General features: G+C 37.4%; 10 protein-coding genes. 6 read left to right on the plus strand and 4 right to left on the minus strand.

Annotation, left to right across the window (positions count from 1 at the left end):
* Window positions 1-91 precede the first annotated feature (91 nt).
* Window positions 92-4,345, minus strand: coding sequence for a hybrid sensor histidine kinase/response regulator (locus tag B2906_RS18660; RefSeq protein WP_286942349.1), 4,254 nt, complete (start codon window positions 4,343-4,345; stop codon window positions 92-94).
* A gap of 250 nt (window positions 4,346-4,595) precedes the next feature.
* On the opposite strand from B2906_RS18660, the gene B2906_RS18665 reads away from it, so the two are divergent.
* The 6 genes from B2906_RS18665 (at window position 4,596) to B2906_RS18690 (ending at window position 15,844) form a co-directional block, all read left to right on the plus strand.
* A complete protein-coding gene (locus B2906_RS18665; RefSeq protein WP_286942352.1) occupies window positions 4,596-7,772 on the plus strand; it encodes a SusC/RagA family TonB-linked outer membrane protein in 3,177 nt (1,058 codons plus the stop codon).
* Window positions 7,773-7,788: 16 nt separating this feature from the next.
* Complete coding sequence (locus B2906_RS18670; protein ID WP_286942354.1) at window positions 7,789-9,285, plus strand: RagB/SusD family nutrient uptake outer membrane protein; 1,497 nt, start codon at window positions 7,789-7,791, stop codon at window positions 9,283-9,285.
* Window positions 9,286-9,466: 181 nt separating this feature from the next.
* Complete coding sequence (locus tag B2906_RS18675; RefSeq protein ID WP_286942356.1) at window positions 9,467-10,378, plus strand: dihydrodipicolinate synthase family protein; 912 nt, start codon at window positions 9,467-9,469, stop codon at window positions 10,376-10,378.
* A gap of 7 nt (window positions 10,379-10,385) precedes the next feature.
* Window positions 10,386-13,106 carry a sodium:solute symporter family transporter gene (locus tag B2906_RS18680; RefSeq protein ID WP_286942358.1) on the plus strand — a complete coding sequence of 907 codons (2,721 nt, stop codon included), beginning with the start codon at window positions 10,386-10,388 and terminating at the stop codon, window positions 13,104-13,106.
* 90 nt (window positions 13,107-13,196) lie between these two features.
* On the plus strand, window positions 13,197-14,660 hold the full coding sequence (locus B2906_RS18685) for a sialidase family protein (protein ID WP_286942360.1): 1,464 nt from the start codon (window positions 13,197-13,199) through the stop codon (window positions 14,658-14,660).
* Window positions 14,657-15,844: an AGE family epimerase/isomerase gene (locus tag B2906_RS18690; RefSeq protein ID WP_286942362.1), complete on the plus strand. Its 1,188-nt coding sequence runs from the start codon at window positions 14,657-14,659 to the stop codon at window positions 15,842-15,844. Before B2906_RS18685 ends, B2906_RS18690 begins: the two co-directional genes overlap by 4 nt.
* Window positions 15,845-17,057: 1,213 nt before the next feature.
* On the opposite strand, the gene B2906_RS18695 is transcribed toward B2906_RS18690, so the two are convergent.
* The 3 genes from B2906_RS18695 to B2906_RS18705 form a co-directional block, all read right to left on the minus strand.
* Entirely contained in the window at window positions 17,058-17,471 is a 414-nt protein-coding gene (locus B2906_RS18695) for an SRPBCC domain-containing protein (protein ID WP_286942364.1), read from the minus strand.
* Window positions 17,472-18,296: 825 nt separating this feature from the next.
* Window positions 18,297-18,653 carry a hypothetical protein gene (locus B2906_RS18700; protein WP_286942367.1) on the minus strand — a complete coding sequence of 119 codons (357 nt, stop codon included), beginning with the start codon at window positions 18,651-18,653 and terminating at the stop codon, window positions 18,297-18,299.
* Window positions 18,654-19,188: 535 nt separating this feature from the next.
* On the minus strand, window positions 19,189-20,127 hold the full coding sequence (locus B2906_RS18705; protein ID WP_286942370.1) for an alpha/beta hydrolase: 939 nt from the start codon (window positions 20,125-20,127) through the stop codon (window positions 19,189-19,191).
* Between the last annotated feature and the right edge of the window lie 185 nt (window positions 20,128-20,312).

The raw sequence follows: 20,312 nt of genomic DNA on the forward strand, positions 1-20,312 counted from the left end.
AAATTTCACATTAATCTCTAATCATCAAACAGGAATTAAAATCATTGGATGGAAGATGGTAATGATTAATTGAAATAAAATCCAAAAAGGTCTATTCCTTTCCAGGAAAATTATCCTTAAACTTGGAAGGAAGCACTTTATAAAATTTTTGAAATGATTTTGAAAAATACTTGGGGTCTGAGAAACCAACCATGAAAGCAACCTCATTTATTTTTAAATTTCCATCTTGAATCAATTGAGCAGCCCTCTTCATACGAATCATCTGAATAAATTCATTAGGAGTTTTACCGATTAATCCTTTAAATTTTTCAAAAACCAGAGTCCGGCTAAGTCCCAATTCTTTAACTAACACCTGTACTCCAAATTCTCCATCATCCATATATTTCTCAACAATTAGGATAGCTTCTTCAAAGAACTTTTCATCAGGAGAGCTCAAACTTACCCGAGATGGTTCAAACATTAAATCCTGTGCAAGTTGGTTTTGAAGCTTTCTTCTTGTCTTTAAAAGATTCTGAATCTTTAATACCAACAAATCCAATTGAAAAGGTTTGGTAACATAATCATCTGCTCCCGATTCATAGCCCTCTATCTGATGAGCATGTGAAGTTTTTGCTGTAAGAAGGATCAAAGGAATGTGGCTGGTTTCAAGACTTGACTTTACACGTCCACAAAATTCAATTCCATCCATACCCGGCATCATCACATCTGATACAATTAGAGAAATTCCTCCTTCAATTAATAAAGAAAGTCCTTCATTCCCATCTTTTGCTATCACTACTCTAAAATGGGCTTCCAAAACAGAGCTTATTAATTCCAATAAATCAGGATTATCTTCTACTACAAGAATAGATTCTTTCAACTTCTTATCACCTTTGAAATTTCTATTTTGCTTTCGTCTATTCAACTCTTTACTTAAATGATCCGATTGTTCTTTTATCCATTCTTTCTCTAAATCTTCTCCCTGAGTAGAAGTTAATTCATGTTTTTCAAAATGTTCAAAACCTTTCAATAACCAAACAGAGAAAATAGTTTCAACTCCAGGTTTACTCGAAACAGTGATCTTTCCTCGGTGGAAATCTACCAGATTCTTTGAAAGTGCCAAACCAATTCCGGTCCCAATCTGAGCCGAAGCCCTATGATTTTTAACCTGAAAAAATCGGTCAAAAACCAATTCAAGTTGATCTTCCGGTATACCCTCTCCCGTATCTTTAATTCTTATTACCACACCATCAAGTTGTTTCCCGTTTTCCTTGGAAGGTATATTACCAGACTCTACAAAAATCTGAATAGTCCCGCCTTCAGGAGTAAACTTGAAGGAATTATAAATCAAATTAAAAAACACTTTTTCCATTTGATCAGGGTCAATCCATAATTGCTCTGATAATTCTGTTTCAAACTTTAGATCAAACTTAATTTGCTTTTGCTCAGCTACCACATCAAAAGATTTTTTGATTACACTTAAAAAATTAAATAGATTAACAGGCTTAACTGAAAGCTGCAAGTGCCCGGTTTCTTGTTTTCGAAAATCCAAGAGTTGATTTATTAAACGAAGGAGCCTACTTGCATTAGCATGGATTGAGTCCAACTGATTACGAACTGTTTCAGGAAGCTCTTTATACTTAACTAATTGATCCAAGGGGGAGTTTATTAGCATTAATGGAGTTCGAAGTTCATGAGAAATATTGGTAAAAAACCGCAGTTTCAACTGATTAATCTCCTCTTGCTTTTGCTTTTCTAGTCTCTCGAATTTAAGATCATTTCTCAGTCTTATCCGCCATGAAACAAAGGATTTAATTAAATAAGCTAAGAAAAGAAGCAAAATAAAATAAATTACAAATGCCCAAGAACTGCGATACCAAGGAGGTAAAACTATCAACCGAAATTGATTGATTGGTGAAAATGAGACATCACCTTCATAGGAGGACTTCAATAAAAAATTATATTTTCCAGGTTCGAGGTTGGCATAGTTAGCAAATCGCCGTTTTGAATCAGTTTCTATCCACTCTGGGTCGTACCCTTCAAGTTTGTAGTAATATCGAATTTTTTCCTGAGATAAATACTCCAGTGAACTGAATTCCAACTCAAATGAATTATGTAAATCATCTAACTTGATTTCACGGACATAGCTGATGCTTTGACTGATCACCGGTTTATTTAAAATCAGCTTGTTTGGAAGCGCTACTTGATTGAGTATTCTCAGTTCAGTTAAAATTGGAGCCTTTGGCGTTTGGTAAGGTTTGACCCTTTCTGGGAAAAAGGCATTAAACCCATTTATACCTCCAAAGTATAGCTTACCGCTATCATCTTTAAATGCAGCACCAAGATTAAATTCATCAGATTGAAGGCCATCGTCTTCATGATAATTTTTAAAAGTAAAATTAATAGGATCCATTGACGATAGTCCATTTACAGTACTAATCCAAAGCTGTCCACTATTATCCTCTAAAATTGCTTTTACTACATCTGATGGCAAACCATCCTTTTCCCTAAATATCTTTACAGTTCCATCTAATGGATTGATTCTATTTAGCCCTCCCCCAAAAGTTCCTACCCATATATATCCTTTTTTATCTTCTAGGATACAGGTTATAATTGAATGACTAATTTTATGACCGCTCTGTGAATCAGAATTAAAATGGGCAAAACGTCCAGTTTTTAACTCCATTTTACTAAGCCCTCCTCCATAGGTTCCTATCCACAAGTTTTCCTTTGAATCCACTAATAATGACCGAACATCATTAAAAGGGATTGTATTTGGATCATTTTCTTTATGAAAGAATTTTTTAATCTTTCCAGAATACGGATCAAACCGATTTAACCCACCGCCATTCGCAGTACCTATCCAAATGGCACCTTGGCTATCTTCCGTAATTGACCAAACCTCATTTTTGCTTAGGTCATATTCACCTGGTCCTTGTCTAAAATACCAGTATCTGTTACTAGCAGGATCATATACGGTAATCCCACCGCCATCAGTGCCAATCCAGATTTCACCATTTGATCTTTGAAAAATACTTTGAACATGATTATGAGATAAAATTCCTTCCTCACCTGCAAAAAGATATCGAAAAATATCTGAATTAGGAGCAAGATAATTCAACCCTCCATTAAATATTCCTATCCAGAGATTGCCATTTTTATCTTTTAAAATTGACTTAACCATTTTGCCTGAGAGGCCTTTTTTAAGGCTTGGATCGTATCTGTAATGCTCGAATTGTTGTTGATTGGGAGATACTTTATTTAGACCTTCACCTGAATACATCCCAAGCCATATTGAACCCGCACTATCTCTATAAATTGTATATACAGAATTTCCATTTAAACTATATGGATTATTAGGTTCGTCCTCATAGTGCAAAACCTGTCCCCCGTCCAATTGCTGAATGAATAAGCCTCTACCTAATGTTCCAACCCAAACATTTCCTTGTTCATCCTCAATAAAGCTGGTAACATTCAGATCTTTTTGCTGGGGGTCAGATCCTGCTTTGGGTAAATTAACTTCAACAAAATCTTTTTGACTTTTACTCTTGATATACAAACCAGACTTTTCTGTCCCTATCCAGAGCCTTCCTAGTCTATCTTCATAGAAAACTTTTACAGACTGCGGTGTTTGTGGAGCAATTGGAAGGGTTACAGGAGTCCAAATTTCATTTTCAAAGACAAAAGCACCTTTTTCTTGGGTTCCTGCCCATATTCTCCCCTCATTATCCTGAAATAGACTCCATACCTTGTTGTCTTTCAAATTAGAATTTTTATTATGAAAATGTCGGATCTTAATTCCTTCAGATTTCACTTTCCAGTCTGAGGAGGACTCAAAGTCAATTTTAATTGAAATGACCCCACCGCCGTTTGTACTAATCCAGATAGATTGATCATTTGCTAGAAGCATACTGGAAACCTTACCATCCTTTAGTATAATGGGGAAATTTTCATTTAAATAAATGGGGGAAAACTTTTCTCGAATTGGGTCAAAAATAGAAACTCCACCTCCCTCGGTACCAATCCAAAGTTGACCTGAAGGGTCTGAAATAATAGCTCTAATGACATTATTGTTTAAACTTAAACTATCACCGGGTTCATGACGAAATACCCTGAATTGATAGCCATCATATCGTGCCAAACCATCGTCAGTTCCCATCCATATAAACCCTAATTGATCTTGATGAATGGCCAATACCGAGTTTTGAGGAAGCCCATCTTTTGAACTGAAGTGAGTAAATTTTAAAGGCTGAACGGAGTAATTATCATTCAACCCCTTTTGCTGTGCAAGGGAATTAAAAAGAAAGCAAACAGGCAAAAACAGAAATATAAAGCAGCTTGAAATTCTCCACATTTTTCTGATCATACTAAAGACTTTGACTCCTTATCAAAGTTAATCTTTCTCCCCTATAATTTTTCCTTGATGCTGCCATTGAAGTAAATCTGTACAAAATCCTAACTAAAAACGGACGATAATCCACCAAGGCGTACGAATGGCCACTTACAAATGGACTCTCTAACTCCTCCTAAGAATTAGACCATTTTACCTTTGAAGCAGGTTTTTTGAATAAAAAAGCCTTTTATCATTTACCTACAATTCAATAAACTCAATCAGTATGAAGAACTTCGACCTCAAGCGCTTCTTATTGCTCTATTCCCTTTTGTGCATCGTTCATTTGAACTATGCTCAAGAAGTGAGAGGAATAAGCGGCCAAGTTACAGATGCCACAACGGGAGAACCTCTCCCGGGAGTCAATGTTATGATCATAGGTACTACTACAGGTACTGTTACAGATTTGGATGGGAATTTTTCCCTACAAGTATCTGAAGGAGTCAGAATCCGATTTTCTTATATCGGATACTCTACCAAAGAGCTCACTACAGGGGGCCAAAACACTTATAATATTCAACTAGAGCTTGATTCACAAAATTTAGGGGAAGTCCTAGTTATAGGTTATGGTGAGCAGTCAAGAGAGACTCTGACATCTTCAGTTTCTAAAATGGACCAGCGTGTTTTAGAAAATATCCCATTCGCCAACGCTGCATCAGCAATGCAAGGAACAGTTTCAGGAGTAAGAGTTCAAACAACAACTGGACAACCTGGAGCAGCTCCTCGTATTATTGTAAGAGGGGGAACCTCAATTAATAACCCAAATGGTGCAGAGCCTCTTTACATTATTGACGGGGTAATCCGTAACAATATGAATGACATCAACCCTGATGACATTGAATCTTTTCAAGTTTTAAAAGATGCTGCAGCAACTGCAATCTACGGTGCCAGAGGATCAAACGGTGTTGTAATCATTACCACAAAGACGGGAAAAGCGGGAAAGACTTCGGTATCCTACCGTTATACAATTGGCGTATCCGAACTTTGGAACCAATATGAAATGGCCTCGGCGAGGGATTACATATTCTTTAACCGAACAGGTATTTTGCGATTGGCAGAAAAAAACCCCCGTCAACTTTTCAGGTTAAATCAAGCTAACGGTTTTGGAATAGGTAACAATCTAAGTAACAACACTGCTTTTACTCCGCAATACCTTACTCCAGAAAACGAACATAAGCTTAATGAAGGATGGCAATCCATGCCAGACCCTGTAGACCCTAGCAAAACCATAATTTTTGATGAAGTAAACTGGCAAGATGTTCTTTTCAGACAAGCACTTACTCAAAATCACTACATCCAAGTTTCTGGAGGATCTGAAAAAGCAAGGTTTGATATGGGAATAGGTTATCTGGATAACCAGGGTGTAGCAATAAGTACGGATTTCAAACGGTTCACGGTAAGAATGAATGGTGATGTAGAAGTCAATAAAAAACTTTCAGTTTATGGAAGATTAAATTTCACGAATTCTTCGAACAATCAGGTTTTCAGTGAAAATCAAATCTTCCAAAGAGCTTTAGGTCTTCCGCCTACAGCAAAGCTAAGATATGAGGATGGCACGCTAGCTCCCGGACAAAACAGAAGCATGGGAAATCCTCTTTATCATCTAAACAGGTCTAAAGCTTTAAATGCAACCAACAGAATTACACTTTCTGCTGGAGGTATCTGGCAAATTCTTCCTGAGCTAAGCTTTGAGCCCATTGGGTCACTTTATTTTGTTCAGGGAACAAATAATTCATTTCAGAAAAGTTTCTACAATAACCCTACCCAATTCATTGATTCCAGAGAAGCTTCTTTCTCAAACTCAATCTATTGGCAAAAGCAATTTGATGGTGTTTTCACTTACACTAAATCACTTAGAGATCATAATATTCAACTAAAAGCCGGAGGGTCTTTCTATGACAGACAAAACTATTCCGCGTTTGCTTCAGGTAGAGGGGCTGCATCGGACCTGATTCCTACCCTCAATGCATCTGCTGAACCTACTGCTGTCTCTTCTTCACAATCACAACAGCGGATTATTGGTTTTTTTGGACGAGCAAATTATGATTTCAATAAAAAATACCTGTTTTCTTTATCTGCTCGTCAAGATGGAGCTTCCAACCTAGGAGCAAATAATTATTGGGGATTCTTCCCTGGAGTCTCTGCTGGATGGAATATCCATAGAGAGAACTTTTGGTCAAGAGTACCTGAACAAATCTCATCCATCAAGCTTCGTGCTAGCTATGGTGTAAATGGAAATATCGGTAATCTCTCGGATTTTCATGCTCAGGGACTTTATTCTGTAGGATCTCGCTATAATGATGGCGCGGCAATTCTCAACAACCGAATGGCGAATCAAGATCTTCGCTGGGAACGATCAAAAACATTGGACTTCGGTTTGGACATGGGGCTTTTCAATAATCGAGTCAATTTGGTTTTCGACTACTATAATCGAGTTACTGATGACCTCTTAACTAACCTTGAATTACCACAATCAACTGGATTTTCATCAATACTTACCAATCTGGGCTCCCTTCAAAATGAAGGAGTAGAACTTGAGCTCAGTGCAACCTTAATTCAAAAAGGTAATTTCTCTTGGAATACATCATTGATTGGAGCATTTAACATGAATACTATTCTAGAGCTACCTGAAAATGATAATGAAAACAACAGAATCGGTGGCATTTTAATCTATGATCCAATTACAGGTCAATATACTTGGAGAGGTGGGCTACAGGAAGGTGGTAGACTGGGGGAAATGTTTGCCTATAAATATCTGAACGTTTTTTCAACGAACGAAGATGCACAAAATGCACCTATTGATTTGCTAGTGCCAGGCTCCAATAAACAGAAATTTGGAGGAGATGTAAATTGGGCTGATTTAGACAAGAATGACACTATCGACAGTCGTGACAGAGTTTATGCAGGAAATATTTTCCCAAAATGGACTGGAGGGTTTCATAATACCATTCAATACAAACGTCTAAGCTTAAGTATAAGAACAGATTTCGCCCTTGGACATACAATATACCATGAGACCCGTGCACGATTTAACGGACAATTCCAGGGTGATATAGGAATTCTAAAGGAAACTACTAAATCCTGGCAAGAACAAGGGGACCAGACTCCTTTCCCAAGATATATGTGGGCAGATCAGCTTGCTCAAAACAACTCTTTCCGAGGAAGTACTTTCTTTCACGAAAAAGGGGACTATTTAGCTATTCGAGAAGTAACTCTTTCATACAATATTCCTCAAAGTATTTTGAAACCATTCAAAATACCATCTCTACGAGCCTATTTCACAGGAACAAACCTTCATTATTTCACCCAATATACGGGACTCAATCCAGAGGAAGGAGGAACCGACTCAGGACGATATCCGATTCCAAGAAGCTTTTTAGTGGGTGTAAATGTCAACTTCTAAATAAAGAGCAAAGAATATGAAAAATATAATTAAGTCATTAGGAAAATACGCTGTGCTTTCAGGATTCCTTTGTTTAGGGGCCAGCTGTACAGATCAACTTGAACTCACACCAGTAAGTACGATTACTGCATCTGGATTTTGGGTAAATGAAGATAATGCAAACGGGGCATTAAATGGATTGTATGTTCGATTCAGAGATGAAGTATCTAATAATTTTTTCTTTTGGGGAGAAGTTAGAAGTGAAACTCTCAGTTATGGGCTCCAAGCATCAGAAGGGAGGGAACGCTACTTTGAAAACACCCTAGACCCAACATTTGCCGGACCTACTTGGCTTCGTCTATACACAATTATTCATGATACTAATTTGATCATTAAATATGTGCCGGAAATCAAATTTAACCGAGAAGCCGATAAAAACCGTATGCTAGCTCAAGCATATACTATGAGGGCTTTTATTTATTTCACAATGGCAAGAACCTGGGGAGGTGTTCCTATTGTAACTAATCCAACAGAAGGATACGATGCTGAAACAACCTTCAGAGAGCGAGCAACGGTCAATGAAGTTTTCGATTTAATCAAATCGGACCTAGATAATGCTTTGCAATTATATCCGGATAACACTCTTTCTTCATCCAAGGCATTTTGGTCAAAACCAGCCTGTAATATGCTTAAGGGAGAAGTTTATCTTTGGACAGGTAAAAAACTTAGTGGTGGGCAAGCCGATTTCACTACTGCCCTTCAAGCTTTAACCGAAGCATCAACTGCTCCAGGATTGGGTTTACTTCCAAATTTTGATCAAATATTCAGATATCATAATAAAGGTAATGCAGAGATTCTTTTTGCTGTTCGATTCTTAGACTTGGAGTCTGGTTCAAACTATAATAGTTCTTTATATATCAGGGACGATGAAATCCCTTCAAGTATAGACCCCGAACTTGAAAAAAGAATAGGTCAGGGAGGTGGATTAAATCGCATGGCTCCATCCCAAATTTTAAGGAGCGCTTACAGCCAAGATGACCAGAGAAAGGACGCCACGTTTGCAGAGATTAATATTCCAAACCAAGACGGTACGCCTAGATATTATGGTTCCTTGGTAATGAAATACCGAGGCTTTGTAGATGCATCAGGAAGACGTTTTATAGATGATATCATCATTTATCGCTATGCGGACTTGTTACTTTTGGTTGCCGAGGCTAAAAATGCTTTAGGTCAAGATCCCTCACTAGAAATCAACAAAGTAAGAAAAAGAGCCTATGGAGAAGCTTTTGAAAATCATCAATTTGTGAACGGCTCAACGGAAGAAAACAATGAAGCCATACTTAAGGAGCGATTACTCGAGCTTGCATTTGAAGGAAAAAGATGGTGGGATTTGGTTCGATTCGATATGGCGTTTGAAAAAATCCCATCTCTACAAAACCGTTCTAATCAGCGTCATTTGGAATTATGGCCTATATCACTTAGTACTATTAGCTTGAATTCTAAAATCATCCAAAACCCCGGATATGGTAATTAGTAAATAGTTGAATTGGGTAACAAGATCAGAAAAGGACCGGCTTGTGCCGGTTCCTTTCTCTCTTAATCCTATTTCTAATAATGAAAATCACTATTTATTATAAAATTCATTCCCCCTTCTATTTGTTAATTTTTAAACCTAAGAAAAAATTCTAATGCAGTTCCAAAAAATCACAGGGCTAATGGCAGCCACATTCACCCCTTTTACTCCATCTGGAAAGCTAAATCTTGATATAATTACACTCTATGCCAAGACACTTCGAGAATCTGAAATTTCAGGAGTATTTATCAATGGAACTACTGGAGAGAATGCCTCATTGACTCATCAAGAACAAATTGATTTAATACGGGCCTGGGCACCATTTAATGATACTAATTTTAAGGTAGTCGCAATGGTTTCGGGTACAAACCAGGAACAAGGAAAAGAGCTAGCAGCTTTATGTCATCAATTAAATATATTCGGAATTGCAGCGAATGCTCCTTTTTACACAAAACCTCAATCCATTTCTCAATTGCTGAATTTTCTTAGTCCTATTGCTGCAGAAGCCCCGGACCTACCCTTTTATTTTTATCATATTCCTCAATTGACCCAAGTCAACCTTTCAATGATTGAGTTACTAAAAAATGCTCATGCATTCATCCCTTCTTTTGCGGGAATCAAGTACACCCATACTAATCTAATGGAGTTTAATCAATGCACTCGATTTGCAAAAGGAAGATATGATATTCTTTGGGGTTGGGATGAGATGCTTTTAGCCGGTCTAGCTATGGGGGCAAAAGGCGGAGTAGGAAGCACCTACAATTTTGCAGCACCACTTTACAAGAAAATCATCAAGGAGTTTCAAACCGGTAACCTGACAACAGCCAAAATTCTACAAGAGCAGTCCATAGACATAATAGCACACTATCCTAAGTTTGGAGGAGCTGCAGCGGGTAAAATTCTCATGAAACATATAGGATTAGATTTTGGGGATTTTCGATCCCCAATTCCCAAAATACCAAAAGATCAAAAAAACAAGCTAATCCAAACACTAAGTGAAAAAGGCTTATTAACAAACTTTATCCAATCCGAAGAAAATCAAATCAACCCATAATAAAACCGTGAAAAAATTACTGATTCTTCTTTTTTTGTTATTGGGTTGTGCGAAATATGGATTAGCTCAGCAAGGATTCTCGGATGCTTCTTTAGTTTGGAAGTCAATCGCAAAATTCCATAATAATATAAACTCACCACAAGAGCCAGGTTATGCAGGAATGTATGCAGGTGTTGCCCATGATATACTTATTATGGCTGGAGGAGCGAATTTTCCTGAAAATCTACCTTGGGAAGGCGGGAAAAAACATTATTCAGACCAAGTTTTCTACATGCTCCATGATGAAAGTCAAAAGGCGGAAATAAAACAATTTACCGGAAGTTTACCTCAACCAATGGCATACGGAGCATCCATTAATTTTGAGGATGGAATAATTTTGATTGGGGGAGAGAATGAAAGCGGCCTATTACGGGATGTCCTATTTCTTAAACCTGATTTAGCATCAAATCGATTTCTGATTGAATCTCTCCCAAATTTACCATGGCAAATGTCATATTTGTCAGCAGTTAAAATTGGAAAAACTCTTTATGTTCAAGGATCAACTGAAGAAAAAAAGGCTGTTTTTCTCAGTCTTGATTTGAAGAAAAAAAATGGTTTTTGGAACCAACTACCTGTATATCCAGGACCCGCTAGGACCAATGCAGGGATGGTAATTCAGACTGATGGAGAGTCTGAAAAGATTTATTTATTGGGTGGACGGCAAAAAAGAGAAAATGGGGTAAGCGATGTATTCTCTGATATCTTTTCTTTTGATCCAGGAAGCATGAAATGGAAAAAAGAGGGGAAAATGCAAGATGAGAAAGGTGTGGAGATCAAACGATCTGCCCACACATTGCTTGCTGCAGGCTCGGGTCATATTTTGATTATTGGTGGTTTAGAACCAGAACCATTTAACACCTTAGAAAGGTTAGGTAAAGAGCTTCAAAATGAAAAATTATCCCAAGAAAAACTCGACTCTTTGGTTAAGTTAAGAGATAAGCTTTTAATAAACCACTCAGGGTTTAACAAAGAAGTATTAGCTTATCATACTGTAACAGGCACTTGGACAAGATTAGAGGATCTACCATTTTCCCCACCTGCCAACTCCATCCTCATAAGCAACCAAAATGATTACTTTCTGATTTCTGGAGAAATTTCTCCGGGAATTAGAAGTCCTTGGATTCAAAAATTAAAGCTTCGAAGTGACCAATCTTTTGGATCTTTAAATTATACCATTTTGGGTCTATATTTAGGGATTTTAGTCTTGATTGGTTTCTGGGTCTCAAAAAAACAACACAATGTTTCAGATTTTTTCAAAGCAGGTGGAAGAGTTCCTTGGTGGGCTGCTGGAATAAGTGTATTTGGGACTCAACTTAGTGCCATCACTTTTATGGCAATTCCATCAAAAACTTTTGCCACCGACTGGACCTTATTTTTTTTATTGATGACTATAATAATGGTTTCTCCACTTATAATCGCCTGGTTCTTACCTTTTTACAGAAGGATGAATCTGACTACAGCCTATGAATATCTTGAGATGAGATATAATTCAACAGTAAGAATTATGGGAAGCTCTATTTATATAATCCTCCAGTTAGGCAGATTAGGCATAGTTCTTTTGCTTCCATCTCTAGCATTATCAACGGTGACAGGGATTGAAGTGGAACTATGTATTCTGTTAATGGGAATCCTTAGTATCGTTTATACAGTTTTAGGAGGAATTGAAGCTGTGATTTGGACAGATGTAATTCAAGTTGGTGTTCTTTTAGGAGGTGCTTTAATATGTTTAATATTAATGTTTTTTACAGGGAATATTTCTTGGTTGGACATTAAAACATTAGCAATTGAATCAGGCAAGACTCAAGTTTTTGATTGGAGTTTGGATTTCTCAGGCACTGCGATTTGGGTGGTATTGCTGGGAGGTTTGGCCTCTAATATTGTGCAATATGGAAGTGATCAAACGGTCATTCAACGATATCTAACTACAAAAGATGAAAAAACTGCTGCGAAAGGAATCACAGCAGGAGCTTGGATGGCATTACCGTCTGCCCTAATTTTCTTTTCAATAGGCACAGCACTTTACCTCTTTTATCTCAAAAATCCGCAAGAACTTTCTCCTGTCGTTCAAAATACCGACAGTATATTTCCTTGGTATATAGTCACACAGCTACCTGATGGAGTTTCAGGTCTCTTAATAGCAGCAGTATTTGCCGCTGCGATGTCGAGCTTGGATAGTAGTATGAATTCTGTTGCTACAGTGATTACGACTGATTTTTATCAACAAATACGTCTTAAAAAGTTACTCCCCATTAATGAGCTAGGTTTTGCTAGAACTGTTACAATCATCATTGGATCTATAGGCACCGCATTAGCTGTTTGGATGGCAAATATGGGGATTCCTTCCTTATGGGATCAGTTCAATATGCTAATAGGACTTTTTGCCGGTGGATTAGGAGGGATTTTCCTTGTTGGTATATTATCCTCCAGTGTCAATGGGAAGGGTGCAACTTATGGACTTTTAGGTAGTGCCCTTATTCAAGTCTTAGTAAAATATTACAGTCCGCTAAGTATTCATTTATATGCATTAACCGGACTGATTTCGGCCATGACATTGACTTGGATTCTGAGCAGATTTTTCACAGATCCACATCAAAAATCCAAAACTCAGTATACGCTTTCGGCTCTTAATAATAAAGTTCGAAAATCTTCAATTAGTAAAACGCAAACTGAAAACCCATTAACCGTCTAATCGTTTATGCCAAATTCCTTTCGCCATTTTGTATTTGGATTAGTAGCCATACTTCCAATGACAATATCAATAAACTGTCAAAGCCAAGATTTGCCTAAATCATCTATTCAATATCAACCGAAATATGTTCCCCTTCCACAAGGAGCATTTGTAAGTGTAGGTGTAATAAGTTGGGAAGGCAAATTACCTAGTGAAAAATTATTTCTGTCTTTAGAAATTCACGCATCTACAGCCATTGATTCTATAAAGATCATCTCTAAGATTGCTGAAAACCAAACCGAGACCTTGCTTAAAGCTGGGGAAATATTAGGTCAGCAAACGCTTGAAGTCCAATCTAACAAACTTTCAGAAATCAGTAGAGCTAATGTTTATATAAAGTTGAAAGCAACCCACGACATCAGAGACAGAGTCAGTATAGAACTCAAAACTTTGAAGACCGATAATTTGACTTTGCCTATTAAAATAACAAGAGACCTCCCTGATTTCAGAGTAGCTAATCCACTGAGAAATCACGGTGATGATGGAGTACATTCTTACCGCATTCCTGGTTTGGTTACCACCCCAAAAGGCACTTTATTGGCTGTTTACGATATCCGAAGGAATTCAAGCGTAGATCTCCAAGGAGATATAGATGTGGGATTAAGTCGTAGTAACGACGGTGGAAGATCATGGGCCCCAATGGAAGTGATAATGGATATGGGTGAATATGGAAATTTACCTGAAGATCAGAATGGGATAGGGGACCCAGCAATACTAGTTGATCATGAAACCGGTGATATTTGGGTGGCTGCTCTTTGGCTTCATGGCAAACCTGGTAAAATGGCTTGGCATTCCTCTCAGCCAGGTATTTATCCAGAGCAGACTGGACAACTAGTTTTAGTCAAATCCGAGGATGATGGAGTTACTTGGACTGAACCCATAGTAATTACCGAGCAGATTAAAGATCCAGAATGGCACCTCTTTTTCAACGGTCCGGGAAAGGGAATTACCATGAAAAACGGAACACTGGTTTTCCCAGCACAATTTAAAGACAAAGATCAAATACCACATAGTACTATAATTTTTAGCCATGATAAGGGTAGAACTTGGAAGGTTGGAACTGGAGCTAAATCCAATACCACTGAAGCTCAAGTAGTAGAACTAAAAGATGGTAGACTTATGCTAAACATGAGAGACAACCGAGGCGGAAGCCGCTCTATTGCCGTTACAAATGATCTCGGAAAAACATGGATTGAACATCCAACATCTAGGTCAGCTCTAATAGAACCAGTGTGTATGGCTAGCCTTATCCAGAACCCTAAGCAATCTGGAATGCTATTATTTTCAAACCCGGCGACAACTGAAGAAAGAAGTATGATGACGATAAAAGGAAGTTTAGATGACGGAATGACCTGGCCTGAAAATCTTCAGGTTCTCTTAGATGAAGGAAAAGGATGGGGCTATTCCTGTTTGACTTTCATTAACGAAAAAGAGGTAGGTATCCTTTATGAAAGTAGCGTTTCCAATATCACTTTTCAAGTTGTTCCAATTTCTGAAATCATCCCACTTAAATGAATTCTTACGCCAAATTTTACAGTAATGCCTTGCTCCAAAATATAATCCCATTCTGGAAAAAAAACTCCCTAGATAGAGAATTTGGAGGTTATTTCACTTGTCTTAATCAAAATGGAGATGTCTATGATACAGATAAATTTGTTTGGCTACAGGGCCGACAAGTATGGACTTTCGCAATGCTTTTTAATCAAGTGAAAAATCAACCTGATTGGCTTGAAATTTCTCAATTAGGAATTGATTTTCTCAAAAAATACGGCATGGACTCTGATGGAAATTTTTATTTTTCATTGAACCGTAGGGGAAAACCATTAGTACAACCCTATAATATCTTCTCCGATTGTTTCGCATCAATGGCTTTTGCCCAATATGGATTGGCTTCTCAAAATGAGGAAAGTATGCAACTAGCAAAAAAGACTTTTGAAAATATCCTTACTAGAAAGGAAAATCCAAAAGGGTCTTATGCCAAAAACTATCCAAAAACACGACCATTAAAGAACTTCTCACTCCCAATGATTCTAAGCAATCTGTGTCTGGAACTCGAATCTGTACTTCCTAGAGAGCTTGTAGAGAACACAATTAATCATTGTATCTATGAAGTAATGGAAGTGTTTATGGATAAAGAATCAGGTTTAATCTATGAAAACATCTTAGAAAATGGGAGTAGATGTGATTCTTTTGAAGGACGCCTGATCAATCCCGGACATGGAATTGAAGCCATGTGGTTTATGATGGATATTGCACAAAGGAGACAAGATCACCGATTGATGGAGCTCTCAATTAAGTCAGTTTTATCAATTCTTGAATATGGGTGGGATGAAGAATATGGTGGGATTTTTTACTTTTTGGATTCCAAGGGAAAACCCCCACTTAGTTTGGAGTGGGATCAAAAACTTTGGTGGGTACATTTAGAAACTTTAGTTGCTTTGGCTAAGGCATATCGGTTCAGCCGAGATCCAAAAATTCTCGGGCTCTTTGAAAAATTACACAATTATTCTTGGGATCATTTCTCAGACAAGAAAGATGGGGAATGGTTTGGGTACCTCAATAGAAAAGGAGAAGTATTGATTCCATGCAAAGGAGGAAAATGGAAGGGATGCTTTCACGTACCTCGTGCCTTCTTTCAGATTTGGAAAACTTTCGAGCTGGTTGAAAATGAAAAACAGGAGACAATTTTATCGAGATGAAAATCCTTTTAAGCTTCATTTTTAAATTTTCTTGGATTTTTCTCTTCATTTTGAAAAATGATAATAGCCTTGGATAATTGACAAAATACTCGTCAACCCTCTTTTTGTAATTAGGAGTAAATGAAAACCCCATCGTTTTCCCTATTGCCTCTATTAACCTTCAATTTGGTTTTATGAGAGCTCTAAGCTTATTCCAGCTTCCTTCTGGATTTCGACTTTAATCAATTCAATCTCGTGTCAATGACTGGTATTAGTAGATTGTATTTATATGATCAAAACGAAGGAAGTTCCTTGAAATAGATCTAGTTTAAGTGGAAATCTCGAAAATATTCTCAAGGATTTTGAAAAAAATAAATTAATAATATGAATATAAGATTATGACTATTAATTCATTGAAAGTACTTATTTCAATAAACCTTATATAGCTTTTCTTTTAAAAAAACGGTGATAATAGCATTAAATTAAGATATAACACATTGAAAATTACTTTTGTTAATTACTGGTAATCGATACCAATCCTGATGAGAGGGTTTATCAATTTTATCAAATCGTAGAGTTACGATTTTGCGATTTTGAAATTTAAATTTTTATACTTTGAAAAAATCCCAAGAAGTTTAAAATGATAGAAAAGATATTTATTTTTTGAATATATCTTAATTCTTTCGTCCCAGCTGCAGCTATTGTCAATAGGGGGAGCTTTGAAAGCCTCAAATCAGATGATTTGAGGCTTTTTGCATTTATACATTTCTGGGCGATAAGCCCTGTCTGCGACAGATTTGCTATCCCTTTGAATGAGCGAAACCATTGATATCGGGAAGACCAAAAGAGGGAGCTTTAGAAGCAATAAGATTCAATTCTGAAAGCCTTTGAACAAAAAATTAGATCGGATTGCTTTAAGTGGCGTCTAATAAAGCTTAGCTGCATTACTTTAAACTTTTTTTATTCCGCTCCTTCAGAGCTGAAACAAATACTAGTTTTAGCCTCAAATTTCTAAGAAATCTTGCTCCTTTGGAGCTGATTAATCAACCTAAAAATCAACTATCCATTTTAAACTTTTCCCCACCTTCCTTTTCCACTTCCACTATTTGTAGAAGGCAAAAAATGCTGATTCGCCATGCTACAACGAGAGACCTCAAACTCTCCAAACAGTTTATTTAGGTTAGGTGTAAGCTTTATTACAGTCTTTTAGGTAGCAAATCGTTTATAAATAACCTTAATTTTCCTCCGTATACTTTTTAAAGTTATTCAAGATTGCTTGCCAGCCATTCCTCTGCAATTCGATTGAATTCTCTGTTTCTGGATCAAAAGCCATGGTGACTTCAGTCTTCCCATCAATTTCCATGAATGAGACGGTTGCAAGCCTATCACCAAATTGATAAGTAAAGTCTCTAACTGGATTTACTTCAGTATAATTTGCATCAAAGTCAAATCCGAAACTATTGTCTTTAGCTTCCATTCTAGCAAGGTACCTACCTCCTACTCTCAAATCATTTTCGGCATGGGGACAATGCCAGCTAGGATCCGCAAAATTCCAATTTATGATATGAGCAGGGTGGGTATAATAATCCCAAACTTTTTTTATAGGAGCAGAAATAAGGGAAGAAATGATGATTTTTTTAGGTGTCATGGAAGCTTAAGTGAGAAATTAAGACTGGGACGATTTCTAGGTTAATTTAATCAAAGCTGATGAGATTAGGTGAAAAATTGTAAGATATACCAGGTCTCATCATTTCTTTTCGATTGCCTTGCAATGAAATTGGGGAAACTTCAATTTTCCATGGAAAAAGACACCATTGTCGGATTTTTTGAGCATAAAAAAACCTCCGCTAGGGTGGTTTATACTTCAATTCAAAAATTCGATCATTTATGGCCTATTTAACCTTGAAACTTTTTTTATCCCGCTCCTTTGGAGCTGAAACAAACACTAGTTTTAATTGCTAATTTCTAAGAAATCCCGCTCCTTCAGAGCTTGGCAATCAAACTGGAAAATGGGGCTAATTTTTAAATTTAAATTATTTTTCACCGCTGAGCTGCAAAGAACGCTAAGAATATCACGGAGAAAAATTATTTAACCCACAAAGAAATCATAGATCACATAGTTTAAAAAATCTGATTATCCGCAATCATGCCAGTTGCCTTATTTTCCTTGCTTGACAGGTTGGATTCTTCGACTTCGCTCAGTACAGGCGATCGATGACCCCTGCCTATCGGCAGACAGGGAAGACCCAGCCACGGTTGGCAAGCGAAGCTTTCGGATTCTGATCCTTTTAGCAGACAATAAGCCGTATTTTTATCAATACTGGTAAGAAAGCGGATATCCTTATTAAAAATACCAAAAGTTATGATGTCAGTAAGAATATAGCCAAAACAAGTACGGAATCATTTAATCCAATCTTTAATGGACATTGATTGGGTCCAAAAGGCTACTTATTAGAAAATTCGCTGCCTAATCTCACTCCTCTTCCTTAATCATTTCTGACTTCTTTTTTCGAAGTAAATACTGAACTGGCCAATCTTCATTTACACAACTGGAATCTACATATTCATAGCCTAGAAGATCAAATAAATTCAGAGCATCTATCATAGAGTTGAATTCAATCGGTCTTCCATCTGAATCTACTATGAAAGATTTTTGCAACCTGTCATCCCTTAGTCTCTGCCCAAAATCAACACTAACTCTAATTTTTGATTTGAAAGTAGACCCTACTCTTGAAAGATGAATATAAGTTGATTTAATATCTTCGAGTGCCACACCACCTACATTTTGTGCATGAGAGAGGTAGCTAAAGGAGATGATAAGTATAATCATAAGGAAAAAAGGCTTCTGCATGGTCGTTTCTTTGAGTTATTTAAATAAAAGTTGCCTACCTAGGTATCTAGGGCATGTTTATTAAACTCTCTTTTTTACTTAAGAGTTACATTAAAACCTCCTTAGAAAAACGGGCATGAGCTAGCAAACTTTGGTCTTAGATGCAGAAATTCGCCTTTAAGCTTGTCTACTTCAAGTTTTTCCTCATCCAGAAAGTTTTTAAGGTATTAGAATACTTATAATGGGGACTTTCATTAAAATAATTTAAGGTTATGCGATTTTCAAAAGCACCAAAAAGCCAAGTCATCAGGTAAAAATCTGGCTAGGTTTATTTGCTATGGATTGATTTTCCTAAATTTTTTCCAATTGCAATTCATTCTCATTTTAATATTAGTAATTAACCTTAGCAAAATAGTTTGGCTTCAAGTTGAGTTAATTCAAATAAGATGAAAAAAGCCACTCATTTCTGAGTGGCTTTTACTCTTTCATGACATGAACTTTAAATATAAAAAAGATGCAGACTTAGAGTCTATTTTTATCTTTTTCCGGAATCAGCTGTAAGAAAGCCATTGACATCAAGCCAGTGAATAAAGGCATCAAACCAACGATTGCTTGTTCTAGTTGGATTTCCCAAGCCGAATCCATGACCTCCATTTTGGTAAAGATGCAATTCAACAGGAATGCCTGCCTTGTACCAGGACTCGATTATTCCAAACTGCCCTCTAAAGAGAAAATCATCCGTAGCTATTACATTAAACATTGGAGGAGCATCTTTCGGCACTTCAACAGGCCCCATTCCCCCATAAATCGGACCTATAAATGCAAGTTTCATGGTTTGTGAGTTTAACGTGGAGTGCATAGTGAGGCCAGCACCGGCTGAAAAACCTATCATTCCTATTCTGTCTGTATCGACTCCCCACTCCTTAGCCCTACTAATAATCATGGCATAAGCAGCCTCCGCATCTTCAAGCTGGTTTGAAAGATCCATTTGGGGTAGTCTCGGGGTTTCTTTATTTTGATTTGTATCAGAAGGGGGAGCTGGTGCAGTTCGGGGACGATTCATCCATGCCGTAAAGTCATCCAGAGATTCTGGAGTGGGAAAAAGCCTGTACTTAAGTACAAAAGCAGCGATTCCCTGCTTAGCTAGTGCTTCTGCTACTTCCCAGCCTTCATTTCCCATAGAAAGCCATCTATAACCTCCTCCCGGTGCAACTATAACTGCCGCACCATTTCCTTTTCCCGGTTCAGGTAGAAATGGAGTTAGGGTTGCAGTAGTTATGTTTCTAGCCATGGGGTCGCCCCATTGGAGAAACCATGTCTCTGTGGAAGGTTGGTCAGCTACACCTCCTGTGCCCAAAGGAATGGCATTGGGTTCGGCAGGAGCCTTTAGCGGATAAATGGATCCATCTTGAGCCACAGCAGAAGAGGCATAAAAGAGGAATAATCCCAGAATAAAATTTTTAGTGAGGTTCATAGGTTTATTGGTATAGGTGGAGTACTTTTTCTTAAGAGAAACTTCTAATGTAGCTTATTTTCTAGGGAATAACCAAGGTCCAACTGAGCTCTTATCCTCTCATCCTCAGTTCTGTGGGTCGCCTGCCACATTGTCAAAATCTACTCTACTTCTTTCAATTACTTTTTTAAAATAGCCATCACCTT

The organism is Algoriphagus sp. UBA3586, assembly GCF_002376385.1.
Lineage (GTDB): Bacteria > Bacteroidota > Bacteroidia > Cytophagales > Cyclobacteriaceae > Algoriphagus > Algoriphagus ornithinivorans.